Raw genomic sequence first — 15,298 nt, forward strand, 5'->3', positions numbered from 1 at the left:
ACAAAAAACAACCTGAATAATTAAATAGCCGTTAACCAACGGCTATTTTTTTTGCCTGCAAGATAATTTGTATCAATTATATTAAATAAAACAATCCGTTAAACTGGATTGTGAATATCAACAAATTCTACATCTAAGCCAAATTCATTCGCTAAATGCTCACCAAGGGCTTTAATACCGTAACGCTCTGTAGCGTGATGCCCTGCGGCTATAAAGTGAATACCAAACTCTCTAGAGCTATGGATGGTTTGCTCTGATGCTTCACCAGTTAAAAATGCATCTACACCTAATTCTGCCGCGGTATCAATATATCCCTGCCCGCCACCAGTACACCATGCAATTGACGTTACTAACTCATCATTTACCGCATTAATTAAAGGAGTTCTCTGCAATTTAGCTGTTATTAACTCACCAAAGTCCTTTACCGTCATTGGGGTTTTAAGTTTACCCTGCATCAATACACCTTTTGGTTTTACGCTTTTCACTGGAACTACATCAATAATATCCAATAAGTGAGCTAACTGTGCGTTATTGCCTAAAGTTGCATGTACATCAACAGGTAAATGGTAGGCCAATAAGTTGATATCTTGTTTTAACAATTTAGCTAATCTATTCTTTTTTAATCCCGTGATAACTTGAGATTCACCTTTCCAAAAGTAGCCATGGTGAACCAATATTGCATCAGCATTTTGTTCTATTGCAGCATCAATTAACATTTCACTCGCCGTTACGCCTGTTACTATTTTGTTAATTGTCGACTTGCCTTCCACTTGTAAACCATTTGGACAGTAATCATTTATATTTTTTGTATCTAAAAGATGATTTAAATACTCAACAAGTTCATTAGATTTCATTTATTTACTTCATTATTCATAGTTACGATTATGTTAAGTGTAATCGTTATTATTCTCCGTTTGTAACTCAATTTGATGTTTTTTCCATTAATTAGCCTTAACTTTGACCTATAAGTTGAAATTAAGGCAAAAAGTTTGTATAAACAGGGCTTAATTTAAAATCTTATTAAATTTAGGTAGAATAAATGAGCACTCTAGACAAAGAACAAGTCTTGTCTGACTTCACTGAAGCTTACAAAAAAGCAAATGGTAAAGAACCACAAATAGAAGCAAAGGGTGGCTGGTACAGCATTGATGGCGGAAAAAATGTTCGCTTAGCAGCATTAGTTGATCTAACTGCAGAAGTATCTGGCTCAGCAGCTCCTGCTAAAGCAGCAAAAGCTCCAGCTAAAGAAAAAGCGCCTGCTAAAGCAGCGACTAAAGCTCCAACCGCAGCGCCAGCTAAAGAAAAAGCACCAGCTAAGAAAAAAGCAGTAGCTAAAAAAGCAGCTCCAGCTGTTGCAGCTGCAAGCTTTACTGTTGTTAAAAAAGGTGACGGATTCAACCCAGCTAACTCATGGTTAGAATATCTAGCTAGTTTAGATATGGATTGCAGAACACCACACGGTTTCTACTAAACTTTATTAAAGTTAGTAAACCCGCCTTATAAATAATAAGGCACAAAAAAACCAGCTATTGCTGGTTTTTTTATGTCTGCGATTAAAAATCGTAACTATTTAGTAAAGTGACCGAACTTAACAGCCACTAACCTTAGACACTATTTCTCTTTTTCAATTAGTGCAGTGGTGCCTACTTCTACCCTAGCCTTTAATTTTTGGCCAGGTCTAAAAGTAACGACTCTACGAGCTGAGATAGGAATATCTTCACCCGTTTTAGGATTTCGTCCAGGTCTTGACTGCTTTTCACGTAATTCAAAATTACCGAAACCAGATAGTTTAACCTGTTCTCCCTCTTCTAGTGTCGTTCTCACCTTTTCGAAAAAAGATTCAACCAAATCCTTCGCATCAGTTTTATTGATACCTGCTTTCTCAAATAAATGTTCTGCGATTTCTGCTTTGGTTAGTGCCATAGTCTTTTAATCCCTGAGCGTTGCGTTAAATTGTTTGTTTAATATATCGACGATTTCTTCAATCTTAGTATTAATATCCTGTTCTTCCAATGTTTTTTCAACATTTTGTAGAATTATTGATATTGCTAAACTTTTAAATCCGTCATCAATACCTTCACCTTGGTAAACGTCAAATAAGTTTAGGTCAACTAATTGATTTCCGCCAACTTTTTCTATCGCTTTTAATAAATCACCTGAATTTACCTGTTCTTTCACTACAACAGCGATATCTCTTCTGTTTGAAGGGAATTTAGATACAGGTTTTGCATCTGGTAAGTTACGTTTGATTAGCTCAGACATTAATAGTTCAAAGACAAATGTTTTGCCATTTAATCCTAAAGATTTTTCTGCCGCAGGATGAACTGCACCTACATGACCAACCAACACATCACCACGATAAATCGCAGCAGATTGGCCTGGATGAAGAGCAACACATAATTCATTATCAGTGGTTAATGGTTCAAAACGGAACTCGGTATTATCAACACATTGTGCTAATAATGCTTCCACGTCTGCTTTCACATCGTAGAAATCAACAGGTACTGCTTTTTCTTCCCAAGACTCACCAGCAATAGAACCAGAAATTACACCAGAGAACATCATCTCTTGGCGAATATTCATTTCAGCAGATGTATCAGGCACAAAACGTAAACCACTTTCAAATAAACGAACGCGTGGTTGCTGACGTTTTTGATTATGTACCACTGCAGGTAATAAACCAGACCATAAGCTCACTCGCATTACTGACATGTCAGCAGATATTGGGTGAGGTAATGTTAAACCAGTTTGAGCAGGGAATAATTTCTCTTGTACTTTAGGATCAACAAAGCTGTATGTGATAGCTTCTTGATAACCACGAGTGGTAAGGATATTAGCAAATACAGATTTATCTAATACGGCTTCTTTACGCGTTGGCATTTTTAAAGATGCAACAGGTGCAACATTTGGAATATTGTTGTAACCGTATACACGAGCAACTTCTTCAATTAAGTCTTCTTCGATATTAATATCAAAGCGGAAACTTGGAGAAGTGGCAAACCAGCTATTGTCTTTAAACTCTGTTTTTAAACCTAAGCGATTTAAAATAGTGGTTACTTCTTCATCAGCAATAACATGACCTAAAACACGATCTAAACGCGCTCTGCGTAATACGATTGCAGCTTGAACTGGTAAGTCAGCTTCAGATACAGCTTCAACTATTGGACCTGCTTCGCCACCAGATATTTCTAATAACAATTGAGTCGCACGTTCCATCGCTGTACGTTGTAGTTCGTAATCTACACCACGTTCATAGCGGTGAGAAGCGTCTGTGTGTAAACCGTAAGAGCGTGCACGTCCAGCGATAACAACAGGATTAAAAAATGCACTTTCTAGGATAACGTCTTTAGTCTCAGTAGAAACACCAGACTCTAAGCCACCAAAAATACCAGCAATAGCTAACGCTTTATTATGATCAGCAATTACTAACGTATCTTCTTTTAACGTGACTTCAGTTTCATCTAACAGAGTTAGTTTTTCGTCTTTATTTGCGTTACGTACTTTAATGCCACCTTCAACTTTTGCTAAGTCGAACGCATGCATTGGATGACCAAATTCAATCAACACAAAGTTTGTAATATCCACAACAGGATCAATTGAACGAATACCACTACGACGTAATTTTTCAACCATCCATAACGGCGTTGTCGCTTCAAGGTTAATCCCTTTAATAACACGTGCTAAATAACGAGGACATCCGTTAGTATTTACTAACTCGACATCCACTTTATCTTCAATTGTTGCTGTAACAGCATTTACTTCAACCGGAGTAACGTCAATATTATTTAATACGCCAACTTCACGTGCTACACCGGCAATACCTAAGCAGTCGCTACGGTTTGGCGTTAAGTCGATTTCAATAATCTTGTCGTCTAATTGTAAAAACTCACGAATGTTAGTGCCTAAAGGCGCATCGGCTGGTAATTCCATGATGCCATCTGAGTCATCAGCCATGCCTAATTCAGACCAAGAACACAACATACCAGACGATGGTTGTCCGCGTAGCTTAGCTTCTTTAATTTTAAAGTCACCCGGCAGTACAGCACCAACCATGGCAACCGCAACTTTTAAACCTAAGCGACAGTTTTTAGCACCACAAACAATGTCGATTAACTCGCCATTACCTGCACTACCAACATTAATTTTAGTTATTTGTAATTTGTCGGCTTCTGGGTGTTTACCACACTCAACAACTTCACCAATAACAACACCAGTAAATTCAGCCGCTGCAGGTTCAACACCGTCAACTTCCAAACCAGCCATTGATAACTGTTCGTCTAACTCTTCAACTGTAATTGCAGGATTAACCCACTCACGTAACCACTTTTCACTAAATTTCATCTGTGGGGTCCTTATTTAAACTGCTTTAAGAAACGAAGATCGTTTTCGAAGAATGAACGTAAATCGTTTACGCCGTAACGCAACATGGTTAAGCGCTCTACGCCCATACCAAATGCAAAGCCTGTATATTCTTCTGGATCAATATTCACTGAACGTAATACGTTAGGGTGAACCATGCCACAACCTAATACTTCTAACCATTTGCCATTTTTATCCATAATATCAACTTCAGCAGAAGGTTCGGTAAATGGGAAATAAGATGGACGGAAACGAACTTTTACGTCTTCTTCAAAGAAGTTACGTAAAAAGTCATGTATCACACCTTTAAGTTCAGCAAAGCTAACATTTTTATCAACCATAAGGCCTTCAACTTGGTGAAACATTGGCGTATGAGTTTGGTCGTAATCGTTACGGTAAACACGCCCTGGAGATATAATTCTCAACGGTGGTTGTTCTTTTTCCATTGTACGAATTTGTACACCAGAGGTTTGCGTACGCAATACCGTTTTTGGCGTAAAGTAAAAAGTATCGTGGTCGGCACGAGCTGGATGATGCTCTGGAATATTTAACGCATCAAAGTTATGGAAGTCATCTTCTACTTCTGGACCATGTTTAACTTCAAAACCTAAATCACCAAAGAAAGATTGAATACGCTCAATTGTGCGTGTTACTGGGTGAATATTTCCAGTATCCATTCCACGCCCTGCTAACGTAACGTCTATTGTTTCAGACGCTAGTTTGGCGTTTAACGCTTCAGTTTGTAATTGTTCACGACGAACTGTAATAGACTTTTGCACTGTGCCTTTCGCTATATTGATAGCTTGACCCATTTCTTTGCGCTGTTCGTGATCCATTTTACCTAAAGATTTAAGCAATTCTGTGATCTTGCCTTTTTTACCCATATATTCAACACGCACATCTTCCAGTGCTTGGATTTCATTTGCTTGCGCGATTGCTTGCTCAGCTAACCCAACGATTTCTTCTAAATTCATGGAACACTCTTTTTTTCTAATGTTCAGTACAAAATTTAAGGCTATAAAATACCAATACGATGTTCCTATTGGTAACAGCCTAAAATTAAACGTCTAATAAAAATTACAGCCGAGAATTCTAACTTAATTGAAGGAAAAATATTAGTGCTAAATCCTTATTTATATGGATTTTTACCGTATTTTATCGGTATGCTAGTGACATTAGTTTTAAAAGCGGATATTTAACTGACTATGATTGCCAATTTAATAAATTTATCACCAAACAACATTTACCACTTAATGACTCAAAGTATCATTCCAAGACCAATTGCGTGGGTATTAACTGAATCGAGTGAGTCAAATTATAACCTTGCGCCTTTTTCTTATTTCACCGCAGTTTCTAGCGCGCCCCCGTTATTAATGTTTTCTGTTGGTAAGAAACCAACAGGAGAAATCAAAGACACGACAAAAAATGTATTAACCAATAAAAAAATGGTTATTCATATTGCCCACGAACAGCAATCTAAAGCGGTTACTGAATCTGCTGCAACCTTGCCTCATGGGGAATCTGAATTGAGCTCTACAGGATTAGAGACTGTTGAATTTGAAGGATTTTCATTGCCAAGGTTAAAGGACTGTCATATCGCTTTTGCCTGCAGCTTGTATGAAACACAACAACTTGGAGATACGCCACAAACTTTAATATTTGCTCAAATAGAACAAATTTACATTAATGATGAGGTGATTGAGTTAGATGAAAAAGGGAGAGTGAAAGTATTAGCTGATAAAGTAAAACCATTGTCTAGACTTGGTGGTGCTGAATATGGCAGTTTAGGTGATATTATTCGTAACGTTAGACCTAAGTAATCATTCACTTAGTTTAGCCTGTTAGAGATAAACGCCTTCGACTTAAATAAAACTTGGGGTTTAAAGATTAAATCTCAAGTACATGCTTAACAAAAGGAACCGTGACTTTTCTTTGCTTTTCAATACTTTGCTTAGCAAGCGTATTAAGTGCCTGCATCAAAAATGACATTTTTCGAGGAAGTCGGTTTAGCATAAACTTAGCAACTTCTTCGGTTAATTCAAATCCCATAAAATGAGCGTGTTGTACTAACGCTCTACTTTTATCTTGCTCTGATAACGGTGGAATTTGAAACAAAGTTCCCCACTGTAAACGAGATGCTAAATCAGGCAGAGATATTTGGGTTTTCGTTGGTACATCTAATGCGGTAAAAATGATGGTGGCATTATTTTGTTGTAATGCGTTAAACAGATTAAAAATGGCCGTTTCCCATTCTCTGTTATTCGAAATAGCTTCGATATTATCGATACACACCACTTCTACATTTTCTAAACCTATGATCAAATCTGGCGATGAATCCACCACTTGCTCAAGAGGAAGTAGCATACTCGACTTGCCAACTTCATTAGCGTGGTGACAACAAGACGTTAATAAGTGGCTTTTACCACTACCGTCGTTGCCAGCTAAATACAAAGCAACAAATTCGCTTGATTCAATTGCTCGACTAATTTCATTAGTCATCACACTTTGTTCGTTCTCTGGTGTGACAAAAGACGAAAAGGTTTGACTACTGTTTATGGTAACAGGCAGTAACAGTTGCACCTTACTTGCCTAACCATTTGTAGTTAAGAAAAATAGTTTTCTTTTTCACTTCAGCTTTGACTTCAGGATCTAAACTTACTGAACTCTCTTCTAATGTCGCAGCGCTCTCTTCCAATGAAGATCCGCTATCAACTAATTCAACTTGGTTAGCTAAATCACCTGTAGTATTTAACAAGGAAGCATTATCGCCAGCAGGCGTTGTTTCATCGGTATACTCTTTTGGTAAATTATTTAACTGTTCATCTATAGAGAGTGTAGTAACTGGTTCATCGGTATCTTTCATTTTTTCAAATTCAGATAATAGTGATAACGCTCTTATTACATCTCCAACTTCACCAGATAAGTCTAAAAGAAACTTAACTTGATGCTTGTTCACTTGTAATAGTTTAACGTCTGCAACAGGAGGCAAGGATTTCAAATACTTTTCAGCTTTGGTTAATGCCACTACATTAGGTACGTCTTCTAATGTTAGCTCTAGGTTATCTGCTCCTGTTTGTTCACTATTGATTGCATATTCGCTAGCATAATAATCACCAATATTATTCACCATTTGGCGGATAACTGAAAATTGCTCGCCATTAAATTCGCCAGTTAACAATGGTTTTTTTTGTTTCATTAATTGAAATTGTAACAACCAACCTTTTTGATAATTATTGCCTTTAGTGGAGTGAACATAACGCATTCTAGCCATAATATAATTGTCGACGTTATATCTTATTGACGCTGCGATTACAGGCTCTTCAAATCGGGCCCAAATATCTGACGAGTATATTGCGCCCTTGTCGATTGTATCCATTAGAGGCAGTAATAAAGGGAGCCCTCTGTCATCTGATGATTGACTTAACACTTCGCTTAATTGAGGATATTGTTCAAGTTCAACAATGGAACGATTAACGCCTTCTTCAATAACCAGCCAAACTAAAGTATTTGGACGACGACGTCCCCATAATGAACCACCAACAGACTTGATTAACTCGTCAATTTTAGTTTGATAAAATTGATCAACTAAAAAAGTACGGCCTTGCTCATCTGTTTTAAATGCAAATGATCTAATATAACTAGCTGAGTTACGCAAAACCTCACGCTTAATTACCGTATTTTCTAAAATATTATTATTACCACTAACCTTCGATAACACCTGTTCAATAGCCCATTTATGCGCTTTAATACGTGTTTTCTGGCTTTTGTCGTTTACTAAAATTTTACCTGTGTATAAATTGGTGACTTCTACAGCAAAGGCTGAAGAGCCCAATAACAAACTAGGCATGATAATTATTAATATTAATAGGCTGATATATTTCACAAACTTCACTGTATCTAGAGCAATTTTTCTTATCATAACCAATAACATCAAACAAAAACACCATTTCATTTTTATAAACTTTTATTAAAGGTTTCGGCAGTTAACATTTGCCTAATCGCATGTCGCTGATTACAGTAGACAATATTATATAATACCAATAGGAAATAACATGTCAGACACTACTATTTTCGACAAGATCATTAATAAAGAGATCCCTGCAGATATCATTTATGAAGATGATTTAGCCCTCGCATTTAAAGATATAAATCCACAAGCGCCAATACATTTTTTAGTTATACCGAAAATCCGTATTGCGACCATGAATGATGTAAACGAAGAAAATGCACATTTAGTTGGTCATTTATATGTTGTTGCAGCAAAAATTGCCGCCGAGTTAGGATTTGCTGATGATGGTTATAGAGCAGTTATGAACTGTAATGAAGACGGTGGACAAACCGTTTATCACATACATTTACACGTCCTTGCAGGAAAGCCTTTAGGTTGGCCTCCGTATCAAGAAAAGTTAAAAACAGCGGTTCTGAATAAATAACTATGGTGCAAAAGGATCAAAAGATAGCGGTGCAATTTGCATTAACCAGTGTTTTATTGTGGTCGACGGTGGCAACTGCTTTTAAGCTAGCCCTAACATCATCGACTTTAGAGCAACTTGTTGTCGTTTCATCGTTTTCATCACTGTTTGTTTTGATCGTCATTTATGCTTTTAGTAAACAAAATCTATTTACTCTTTTTAAACAAACCCCCAAAGTGTATTTGTTGTTAGGAAATATAAATCCGGTTTTATATTATTACGTATTGTTTGCGGCTTACGAAAGATTACCCGCGCAGATAGCCCAGTCAATAAATTATACTTGGGGCATAGTGCTCGCGCTGTTATCCATTCCAATTTTAGGTCAGAAGTTCTCCAAAGGTGACGCCATAGGCTTAACCCTTTGTTATGTGGGCGTTGTTATTGCGATTACCCGATTTGATATAACCAACATGCCAGAGTTTGACTCTGTTGGTCTTGGCCTCGCTTTTTTGTCCACGTTAATTTGGTCAAGCTATTGGCTACTAAACAGCAAGACTAATGCGCCAGCGTTAGAGTCTATTTTGATCTGCTTTATATGTGGCATACCTGCACTGTTATTTATTGCGATTTATAACTGGCATTTATTCAACTTTAATAGCACTAATTTAATGGCGAGCATTTATATCGGTTTCTTTGAAATGAGCATTGCATTTATCTTTTGGTTAAAAGCTATGTCTTATGCGATAAGAACGGCTCAGATAAGCTCGTTAATTTATCTTTCCCCTTTTTTATCTCTGCTATTTATTAACTGGATATTAAAAGAACCAATATATTCTTCGACTGTGATTGCACTTATCACTATTATATTAGGGCTTTATATTCAAAAAAGAATGAACCAGTCACTAAAGTAAATGATTTAGTGCCTTTTTAAGTCAGAGTTTTAATTGAGGATCTTACTTGAGAGCTTTAATATACGACTTTAATAAACCGTTCTGTTTTTAACATTTTTAGTTAATTTTTATTTAGTCTTTCTATTTATTAACCTCATCGTCAAAACAAGGCAATTTAATGCGTTCTATATATAAGCAACACTTACAGACTCTACAGAATAATTTTGAAACCGCATTAGAACAAAATAGCTTTGATAGTGTTTTAATTTATTCAGGTCATCACAGCTATGGTTTTAGAGATGACAATGCTTACCCGTTTAAAACGAACCCGCACTTTAAATACTGGTTACCATTAACTAAACAACAAAAAAGCTTTGTATTGATTCAAACAGGTAAAAAGCCGCATTTATTTTTACATCAAGAAATAGATATTTGGCATGCACAGCCTGAACTGCCTAATGGTGAATGGCAACAATACTTTGATTTAACCTTAATAAGTAATGTGTCACAGGTTAAAGATTTTGTTAAAAACAAAACTAACACCTTGGCATATATAGGTGAGCCGTTAACGGATGATACAGATACAAGCCTAGGCAAGATAAACCCTGCACTATTAATAAACCATATTGAATATGAACGAGCGTATAAAACAGAATACGAAATGGAATGTTTGCGAACAGCCAACCTTATGGCTGCAAAAGCACATACAGTCGCCAAAGAAGGCTTTTATGCCGGTAAAACAGAAATGGAGATACACCAGGCTTATTTAGCATCGCTGGGGGTAAGAGAGTTTGAGCTGCCTTATAACAACATCATAGCGTTTAACCAAAATGCTGCCGTATTGCATTACGATAACTATCAAGTAACTCAACCATCTGAGCGTTTGTCTTTCTTAATTGATGCTGGCGCTGAGTACAATGGCTATAATGCGGATATAAGCAGAACCTATTTAAATGGGAGTAATTTAAACGGGAGCAACGAATTCCAGCAGATGTTTGATGCTTATCAAGTTGAATACTTTAACTTGTTATCTGAAATTGAAGTAGATAAAGAATACTTTTCTTTTCACGACTCTGCACATAAACGTATATCTAAACTGTTATCAGAGTTTGATATTGTGAAATGTAATCCACAGGAAACTTATGACAAAGGTTACAGCCAGTTATTTTTCCCATGTGGTGTCGGTCATTACATTGGCACTCAAGTTCATGATGTAGGTGGACACTTTGCTAATAGGCGCGGAGAACTCCTTAATAAAGACGCTCGTTACCCATATTTACGCTTGTTAAGAAAAATGGAAAAACAAACCGTATTCACCGTAGAGCCTGGTATTTATTTCATAAACCAATTATTAGAAACAGTTAAAGACAATAGTGACTTTAACTGGAGCAGACTCGAACAGTTTAAGCCTTATGGTGGATTTAGATTGGAAGACAGTATTGCCATGAATAACGGTAACATTGAAAACTTAGCCGTTGACGCATTTAATAAGCTATAGCCATGCCAAGAGAACTGTGCCAAAAATGTAACTATCCGGTAAAGACATGTTTATGTCATTTTATTGAGCCTGTTAAGCACGAAACTAAAATCTTAGTATTGCAGCACCCTTCTGAAGTTAATAATAAAAAGAATACTATTAGAGTACTTTCCTTATTAACGGATAATATTCAGATATTCGTGGGCGAGAGTGAAGATGACTTTATTCAAGTAAAATCGTTATTAAACCAACCTAATACTAACTACTTTTTATTGTATCCATCCGAGCAAGCTAAAACCTGGGATGAATATTCAGCTCAAAACAGTTCAAAAAATGACAAAACAACGGCTAATAACGTGTTAATTGTGTTAGATGGAACATGGAGAAAGGCGAAAAAAATTCATCTATACAATCAATGGTTAGAAAATATACCGACTTTAACACTGAATTCGACAAGGAAAACCAACTACGGCATTCGTAAATCTACTGTAGAGCTCGGATTATCCAGTATTGAGGCAATTGCATTTGTATTAGAAGATATAGAAAATATATCTTCAGACCCGTTTTTAAAGGCATTAAATGGACTTAAAACGTCTTTTACACAGTTAATGCCAAATACAATAAAACAACGATATGACCTGTAACGCCTTTATTTAAAGCTTTAGCTGTACCATTCGTTAAACATTACATTGAATATATTAGTAATAAAAAGACCATTAGCATAAAAATAACTAATTACTGGTGCAATTTCAGATTATATTTTCTAAATCACCAGCTTTATTTACGAACACAACGCCCCAACAAGTAAACAAATCATTACAAACCCGACATTAAACACTTGTTTTTTTGACTCGAACCCTATTGACTTGGGCGTATTTTAACCACAAAAACCGTACCGACACTACATTTCGCGGTAAGTTCACATTATTTAAATGCAAAGAATAACAATTGTAAAAAAATATGTTGAAATATACATTTTATTACGCCTATTATGTGTGCGAGGTTTAAGCAAGACCATAAAATTCTAATTATGGCTAAAAGACTTAAACTAATAACAATAATTATTCCAGGAACAATCATATGAAAAATTTTAAAAATAGTGTTACTGCACTAGCGGTTGCAAGTACGTTAAGTATTGCAATGCCGGCTATAGCTGATAGCACTTCAGGTTTCATTGCAGGTTCAACCGTAACTAATACAGGTGAAAAGTTATCTGAAGTTACAGTTACAATCAAAAATCTAGATACAGGTTTAACCCGTAACGTATCTACTTCTGATAATGGTGAATTCCGCTTCCCTCTTTTGCCACCAGGTAATTATTCTGTTGAAGCTGTAAAAGGCGGATTCGCAGTTTCTAAAAAAGAAGCTCTTACAGTAAGTATTGGCGGCAAAACAAACTTAGACCTTACTTTACTAGAAGAAGGTATGGAGCGTATATCTGTAAATGGTTCTATGGTATCAATGATAGATACATCATCGTCTGAATCATCATTAGTTGTTGGCCAAGCATTGATCGAAAGGGTTCCAGTTCCTCGCAGTATCACTGGGGTTTCTTTATTAGCTCCAGGTACAACTAAAGGTGACTCGGCATTTGGTGAATTAGCATCATTTGGTGGAGCATCAGTTGCAGAGAACGCTTATTATTTAAATGGATTGAATATAACCAATTTCCGTAACGGTCTTGGTGGTAGTGCAGTACCTTTTGAGTTTTACGATACTTTTGAAGTTAAAACTGGCGGATACTCTGCTGAGTTTGGTCGCTCTACTGGTGGTGTAGTAAATGCAACTACTAAGAAAGGTTCTAATGAATTTAAAGCTGGTGTTAATGTATATTGGGAACCAGATGCATTAAGCGCTCATCATGATGATGTTAAACGTGATGACGGTAGCTACTATTGGGTTAATCATGGTGATAAATCTGATACATATGATATGAATGCCTACATCAGTGGTGCATTAATTGAAGATGAATTATTTTATTATATATTAATGAACCCATCTGTTGAAAAAACAGAAGTTGCAGGACAAAGTACATTTAATGAAGATGATACATCATCATCATTCTGGGGTACAAAAATTGATTATTACCTAACAGATGATCACTTATTTGAATTAACAGCTTTCTCTGACTCTAGGACTACTGAACGTACTCAGTATAACTATGATGTTGATTCTCAATCTATCATAAGTGACCGTGGTGATGCTAAATATGAACGTGGTGGTGTTAACTACGCACTTAAATATACAGGTATCATTACTGATGATTTTTCAATCTCAGCAATGTATGGCGTTAACAAATACGACCGTTCTGATTTAGCAGGTGGTAGTACTGAACCTTATTTAATTACTGACTTAAGTACTGGTGAAAACCTAGGTAGTTGGGTTGTTGGTTCACCAAATAATGCTGAAGATACTCGTACTGTTTTCCGTATAGATGCTGATTGGTATATTGGTGATCATACTTTACGTATCGGTATTGACCGTGAAGACTTAGAAGCAAGTGAAGATTCTCATTACTCTGGTGGTACAGCGTTCCGTTATCAATCAGATCAAACTCGTGTTCGAGTTCGTCAATATATAAATGAAGGTTCTTTCAAAACTGAAAGTAATGCTTTCTATATACAAGATACATGGTCTGTAACTGATGATATAACCTTAAGCTTAGGTTTACGTAATGAATCATTTGAAAACTTTAATGTTGAAGGTGAAGCATTTATTGAAATGACAAATCAGTTAGCTCCTCGTTTAGGTTTTGCATGGGATGTAAATGGCGATGGTTCAGCTAAATTGTTTGCTAATTATGGTCGTTACTTCTTACCTGTAGCAACAAATACTAATTTACGTATGGCTGGTAAAGAATACTTCACTCAGCAATATTGTGAAAACATAATTTCAATCGACCCAGAAACTTCAGTTCCTACTTACGACGACTGTGGCGCTCTTACTATTTATGGTGATGGTACTGTTGCTAATACAGGTTCAACTGTAAATGCAGATATCGAACCTATGTATCAAGATGAATTTATTCTTGGTTATCAGTGGGAAGTATCTGATGAGTGGACAGCAGGCGCGAAAGCAACTTATCGTGTACTAGGTTCTTCTATTGAAGATATTGCAATTGACTATGGCTTTGATATTGCTCTAGGTGGCGACGGAACTGGTTCTGTTTGTACAGAATGTTCTGGTTTCCATTATTATGTATTAACAAACCCAGGTACGAGTGATGTAACTATTGATACAGACCCTGATGGCGATGGTCCTTTAGAGTTTGGTACATATACAATTCCTAATTCAGATATGGGTTATCCAGAAGCTGAACGTACATATAAAGCAGTTGAACTTTCTTTAAATAAAGCATGGGATGAAGTTTGGAGCTTATCTGCAAACTATGTTTGGTCTAAATCAGAAGGTAACAATGAAGGTCTTGTTCGTTCAGATAATGGTCAAGATGATGCAGGTATTACAACTAACTTTGACCAACCAGGATTAACTGATGGTGCTTATGGTTACCTACCAAATGACCGCAGACATTCTGTTAAACTTTTTGGTGCTTATGCTGTTAGTGAAAAGTTCCGTTTAGGCGCTAACTTTACATGGCAAAGTGGTCGTGCTAAAAGCTCATTTGGCTTCCACCCAACTGATGTATTTGCTTCATACTATGAAGCGGCTTCATTTGTAAAAGACGGTGAACTTGTACAACGTGGGTCATTAGGTAACTTACCTAGCACCTGGTCATTAGACTTATCTGCTACTTACGATCTTACAATCAGCGATACTGATGTAGTTTTAAGAGCCGATGTATTTAATTTATTCAACAACCAAGAGATTACTCAGGTTGAAGAAGTAAATGAAGAGTTTGGTGGATACACAGATGCTGGTGGTTATGCTGGTGTACCATTCCAAGATTATGGATTGGCGGCTGGCTTCCAAACACCTCGTTCTGTTCGCTTCAGCGCTTCAGTACGTTTCTAATATTTAGTTAGATATATTAAAAAACCCAGCTTAGCGCTGGGTTTTTTTATGGAAAAGTATTTAGTTCTAAGAATCATTTCAAGTATAAACTAAACAACTCTCATCAATTATTTAAACAATAAAAAATCTTCTTTTTACATCTACTATTTACTTTAGTGCGATATTATTACCCTAGAGTTTAGTCGCAA

Annotated in this window: 13 protein-coding genes; 7 read left to right on the forward strand and 6 right to left on the reverse strand. The window is 36.4% G+C overall.

Annotation, left to right across the window (positions count from 1 at the left end):
- Window positions 1–98: 98 nt before the first annotated feature.
- Window positions 99–854, reverse strand: a complete 756-nt coding sequence (locus Q0940_RS11510) for a Nif3-like dinuclear metal center hexameric protein (RefSeq protein ID WP_299268623.1) — start codon at window positions 852–854, stop codon at window positions 99–101.
- 185 nt (window positions 855–1,039) lie between these two features.
- Here Q0940_RS11510 and Q0940_RS11515 point away from each other — a divergent pair, with 185 nt between their 5' ends.
- On the forward strand, window positions 1,040–1,471 hold the full coding sequence (locus Q0940_RS11515) for a hypothetical protein (protein WP_299268625.1): 432 nt from the start codon (window positions 1,040–1,042) through the stop codon (window positions 1,469–1,471).
- Window positions 1,472–1,611: 140 nt separating this feature from the next.
- Here the strand turns inward: Q0940_RS11515 and Q0940_RS11520 are convergent, their stop codons facing one another.
- The 3 genes from Q0940_RS11520 to pheS are packed head-to-tail and all read right to left on the reverse strand — an operon-like array spanning window position 1,612 to window position 5,333.
- Complete coding sequence (locus tag Q0940_RS11520) at window positions 1,612–1,923, reverse strand: integration host factor subunit alpha (RefSeq protein WP_299268627.1); 312 nt, start codon at window positions 1,921–1,923, stop codon at window positions 1,612–1,614.
- Between the two features lie 6 nt (window positions 1,924–1,929).
- On the reverse strand, window positions 1,930–4,341 hold the full coding sequence (pheT, locus tag Q0940_RS11525; RefSeq protein ID WP_299268629.1) for a phenylalanine--tRNA ligase subunit beta: 2,412 nt from the start codon (window positions 4,339–4,341) through the stop codon (window positions 1,930–1,932).
- A gap of 11 nt (window positions 4,342–4,352) precedes the next feature.
- Window positions 4,353–5,333, reverse strand: coding sequence for a phenylalanine--tRNA ligase subunit alpha (gene pheS, locus Q0940_RS11530; protein WP_299268632.1), 981 nt, complete (start codon window positions 5,331–5,333; stop codon window positions 4,353–4,355).
- A 231-nt stretch (window positions 5,334–5,564) separates the two neighbouring features.
- Between pheS and Q0940_RS11535 the strand changes: the two genes are divergently transcribed.
- Window positions 5,565–6,179, forward strand: a complete 615-nt coding sequence (locus tag Q0940_RS11535; protein ID WP_299268634.1) for a flavin reductase family protein — start codon at window positions 5,565–5,567, stop codon at window positions 6,177–6,179.
- 67 nt (window positions 6,180–6,246) lie between these two features.
- Here Q0940_RS11535 and hda read toward each other — a convergent pair whose 3' ends face one another.
- Together hda and Q0940_RS11545 are read right to left on the reverse strand one after the other, a co-directional pair.
- The gene (hda, locus tag Q0940_RS11540) at window positions 6,247–6,939 is read right to left on the reverse strand and encodes a DnaA regulatory inactivator Hda (RefSeq protein WP_299268636.1); all 693 of its coding nucleotides are present in this window, start codon (window positions 6,937–6,939) and stop codon (window positions 6,247–6,249) included.
- 1 nt (window position 6,940) lies between these two features.
- Window positions 6,941–8,206, reverse strand: a complete 1,266-nt coding sequence (locus tag Q0940_RS11545) for a DUF2066 domain-containing protein (RefSeq protein ID WP_299268638.1) — start codon at window positions 8,204–8,206, stop codon at window positions 6,941–6,943.
- 205 nt (window positions 8,207–8,411) lie between these two features.
- On the opposite strand from Q0940_RS11545, the gene Q0940_RS11550 reads away from it, so the two are divergent.
- The 5 genes from Q0940_RS11550 to Q0940_RS11570 all read left to right on the forward strand — a co-directional run bounded on the left by Q0940_RS11550 (window position 8,412) and on the right by Q0940_RS11570 (window position 15,110).
- Window positions 8,412–8,792 (forward strand): histidine triad nucleotide-binding protein, encoded by a 381-nt coding sequence (locus Q0940_RS11550; protein WP_299268640.1) that lies wholly within the window; start codon window positions 8,412–8,414, stop codon window positions 8,790–8,792.
- A 29-nt stretch (window positions 8,793–8,821) separates the two neighbouring features.
- Window positions 8,822–9,682, forward strand: coding sequence for a DMT family transporter (locus Q0940_RS11555; protein ID WP_299268642.1), 861 nt, complete (start codon window positions 8,822–8,824; stop codon window positions 9,680–9,682).
- Between the two features lie 157 nt (window positions 9,683–9,839).
- A complete protein-coding gene (gene pepQ, locus Q0940_RS11560; protein ID WP_299268645.1) occupies window positions 9,840–11,159 on the forward strand; it encodes a Xaa-Pro dipeptidase in 1,320 nt (439 codons plus the stop codon).
- Window positions 11,160–11,161: 2 nt separating this feature from the next.
- Window positions 11,162–11,782: a tRNA-uridine aminocarboxypropyltransferase gene (locus Q0940_RS11565; protein WP_299268647.1), complete on the forward strand. Its 621-nt coding sequence runs from the start codon at window positions 11,162–11,164 to the stop codon at window positions 11,780–11,782.
- A 436-nt stretch (window positions 11,783–12,218) separates the two neighbouring features.
- A complete protein-coding gene (locus Q0940_RS11570; protein ID WP_299268649.1) occupies window positions 12,219–15,110 on the forward strand; it encodes a TonB-dependent receptor in 2,892 nt (963 codons plus the stop codon).
- Window positions 15,111–15,298 lie beyond the last annotated feature (188 nt).

The organism is uncultured Psychrosphaera sp., assembly GCF_947500655.1.
In the GTDB taxonomy this organism is placed as follows: Bacteria; Pseudomonadota; Gammaproteobacteria; order Enterobacterales; family Alteromonadaceae; genus Psychrosphaera.

Coding starts and splice junctions, on each gene's coding strand:
- Q0940_RS11510 (WP_299268623.1), bottom strand. CDS start 854: ATGAAATCTAATGAACTTGTTGAGTATTTAAATCATCTTTTAGATACA.
- pepQ (WP_299268645.1), top strand. CDS start 9,840: ATGCGTTCTATATATAAGCAACACTTACAGACTCTACAGAATAATTTT.
- Q0940_RS11550 (WP_299268640.1), top strand. CDS start 8,412: ATGTCAGACACTACTATTTTCGACAAGATCATTAATAAAGAGATCCCT.
- pheT (WP_299268629.1), bottom strand. CDS start 4,341: ATGAAATTTAGTGAAAAGTGGTTACGTGAGTGGGTTAATCCTGCAATT.
- pheS (WP_299268632.1), bottom strand. CDS start 5,333: ATGAATTTAGAAGAAATCGTTGGGTTAGCTGAGCAAGCAATCGCGCAA.
- Q0940_RS11565 (WP_299268647.1), top strand. CDS start 11,162: ATGCCAAGAGAACTGTGCCAAAAATGTAACTATCCGGTAAAGACATGT.
- Q0940_RS11520 (WP_299268627.1), bottom strand. CDS start 1,923: ATGGCACTAACCAAAGCAGAAATCGCAGAACATTTATTTGAGAAAGCA.
- Q0940_RS11535 (WP_299268634.1), top strand. CDS start 5,565: ATGATTGCCAATTTAATAAATTTATCACCAAACAACATTTACCACTTA.
- Q0940_RS11570 (WP_299268649.1), top strand. CDS start 12,219: ATGAAAAATTTTAAAAATAGTGTTACTGCACTAGCGGTTGCAAGTACG.
- Q0940_RS11545 (WP_299268638.1), bottom strand. CDS start 8,206: ATGCCTAGTTTGTTATTGGGCTCTTCAGCCTTTGCTGTAGAAGTCACC.
- Q0940_RS11515 (WP_299268625.1), top strand. CDS start 1,040: ATGAGCACTCTAGACAAAGAACAAGTCTTGTCTGACTTCACTGAAGCT.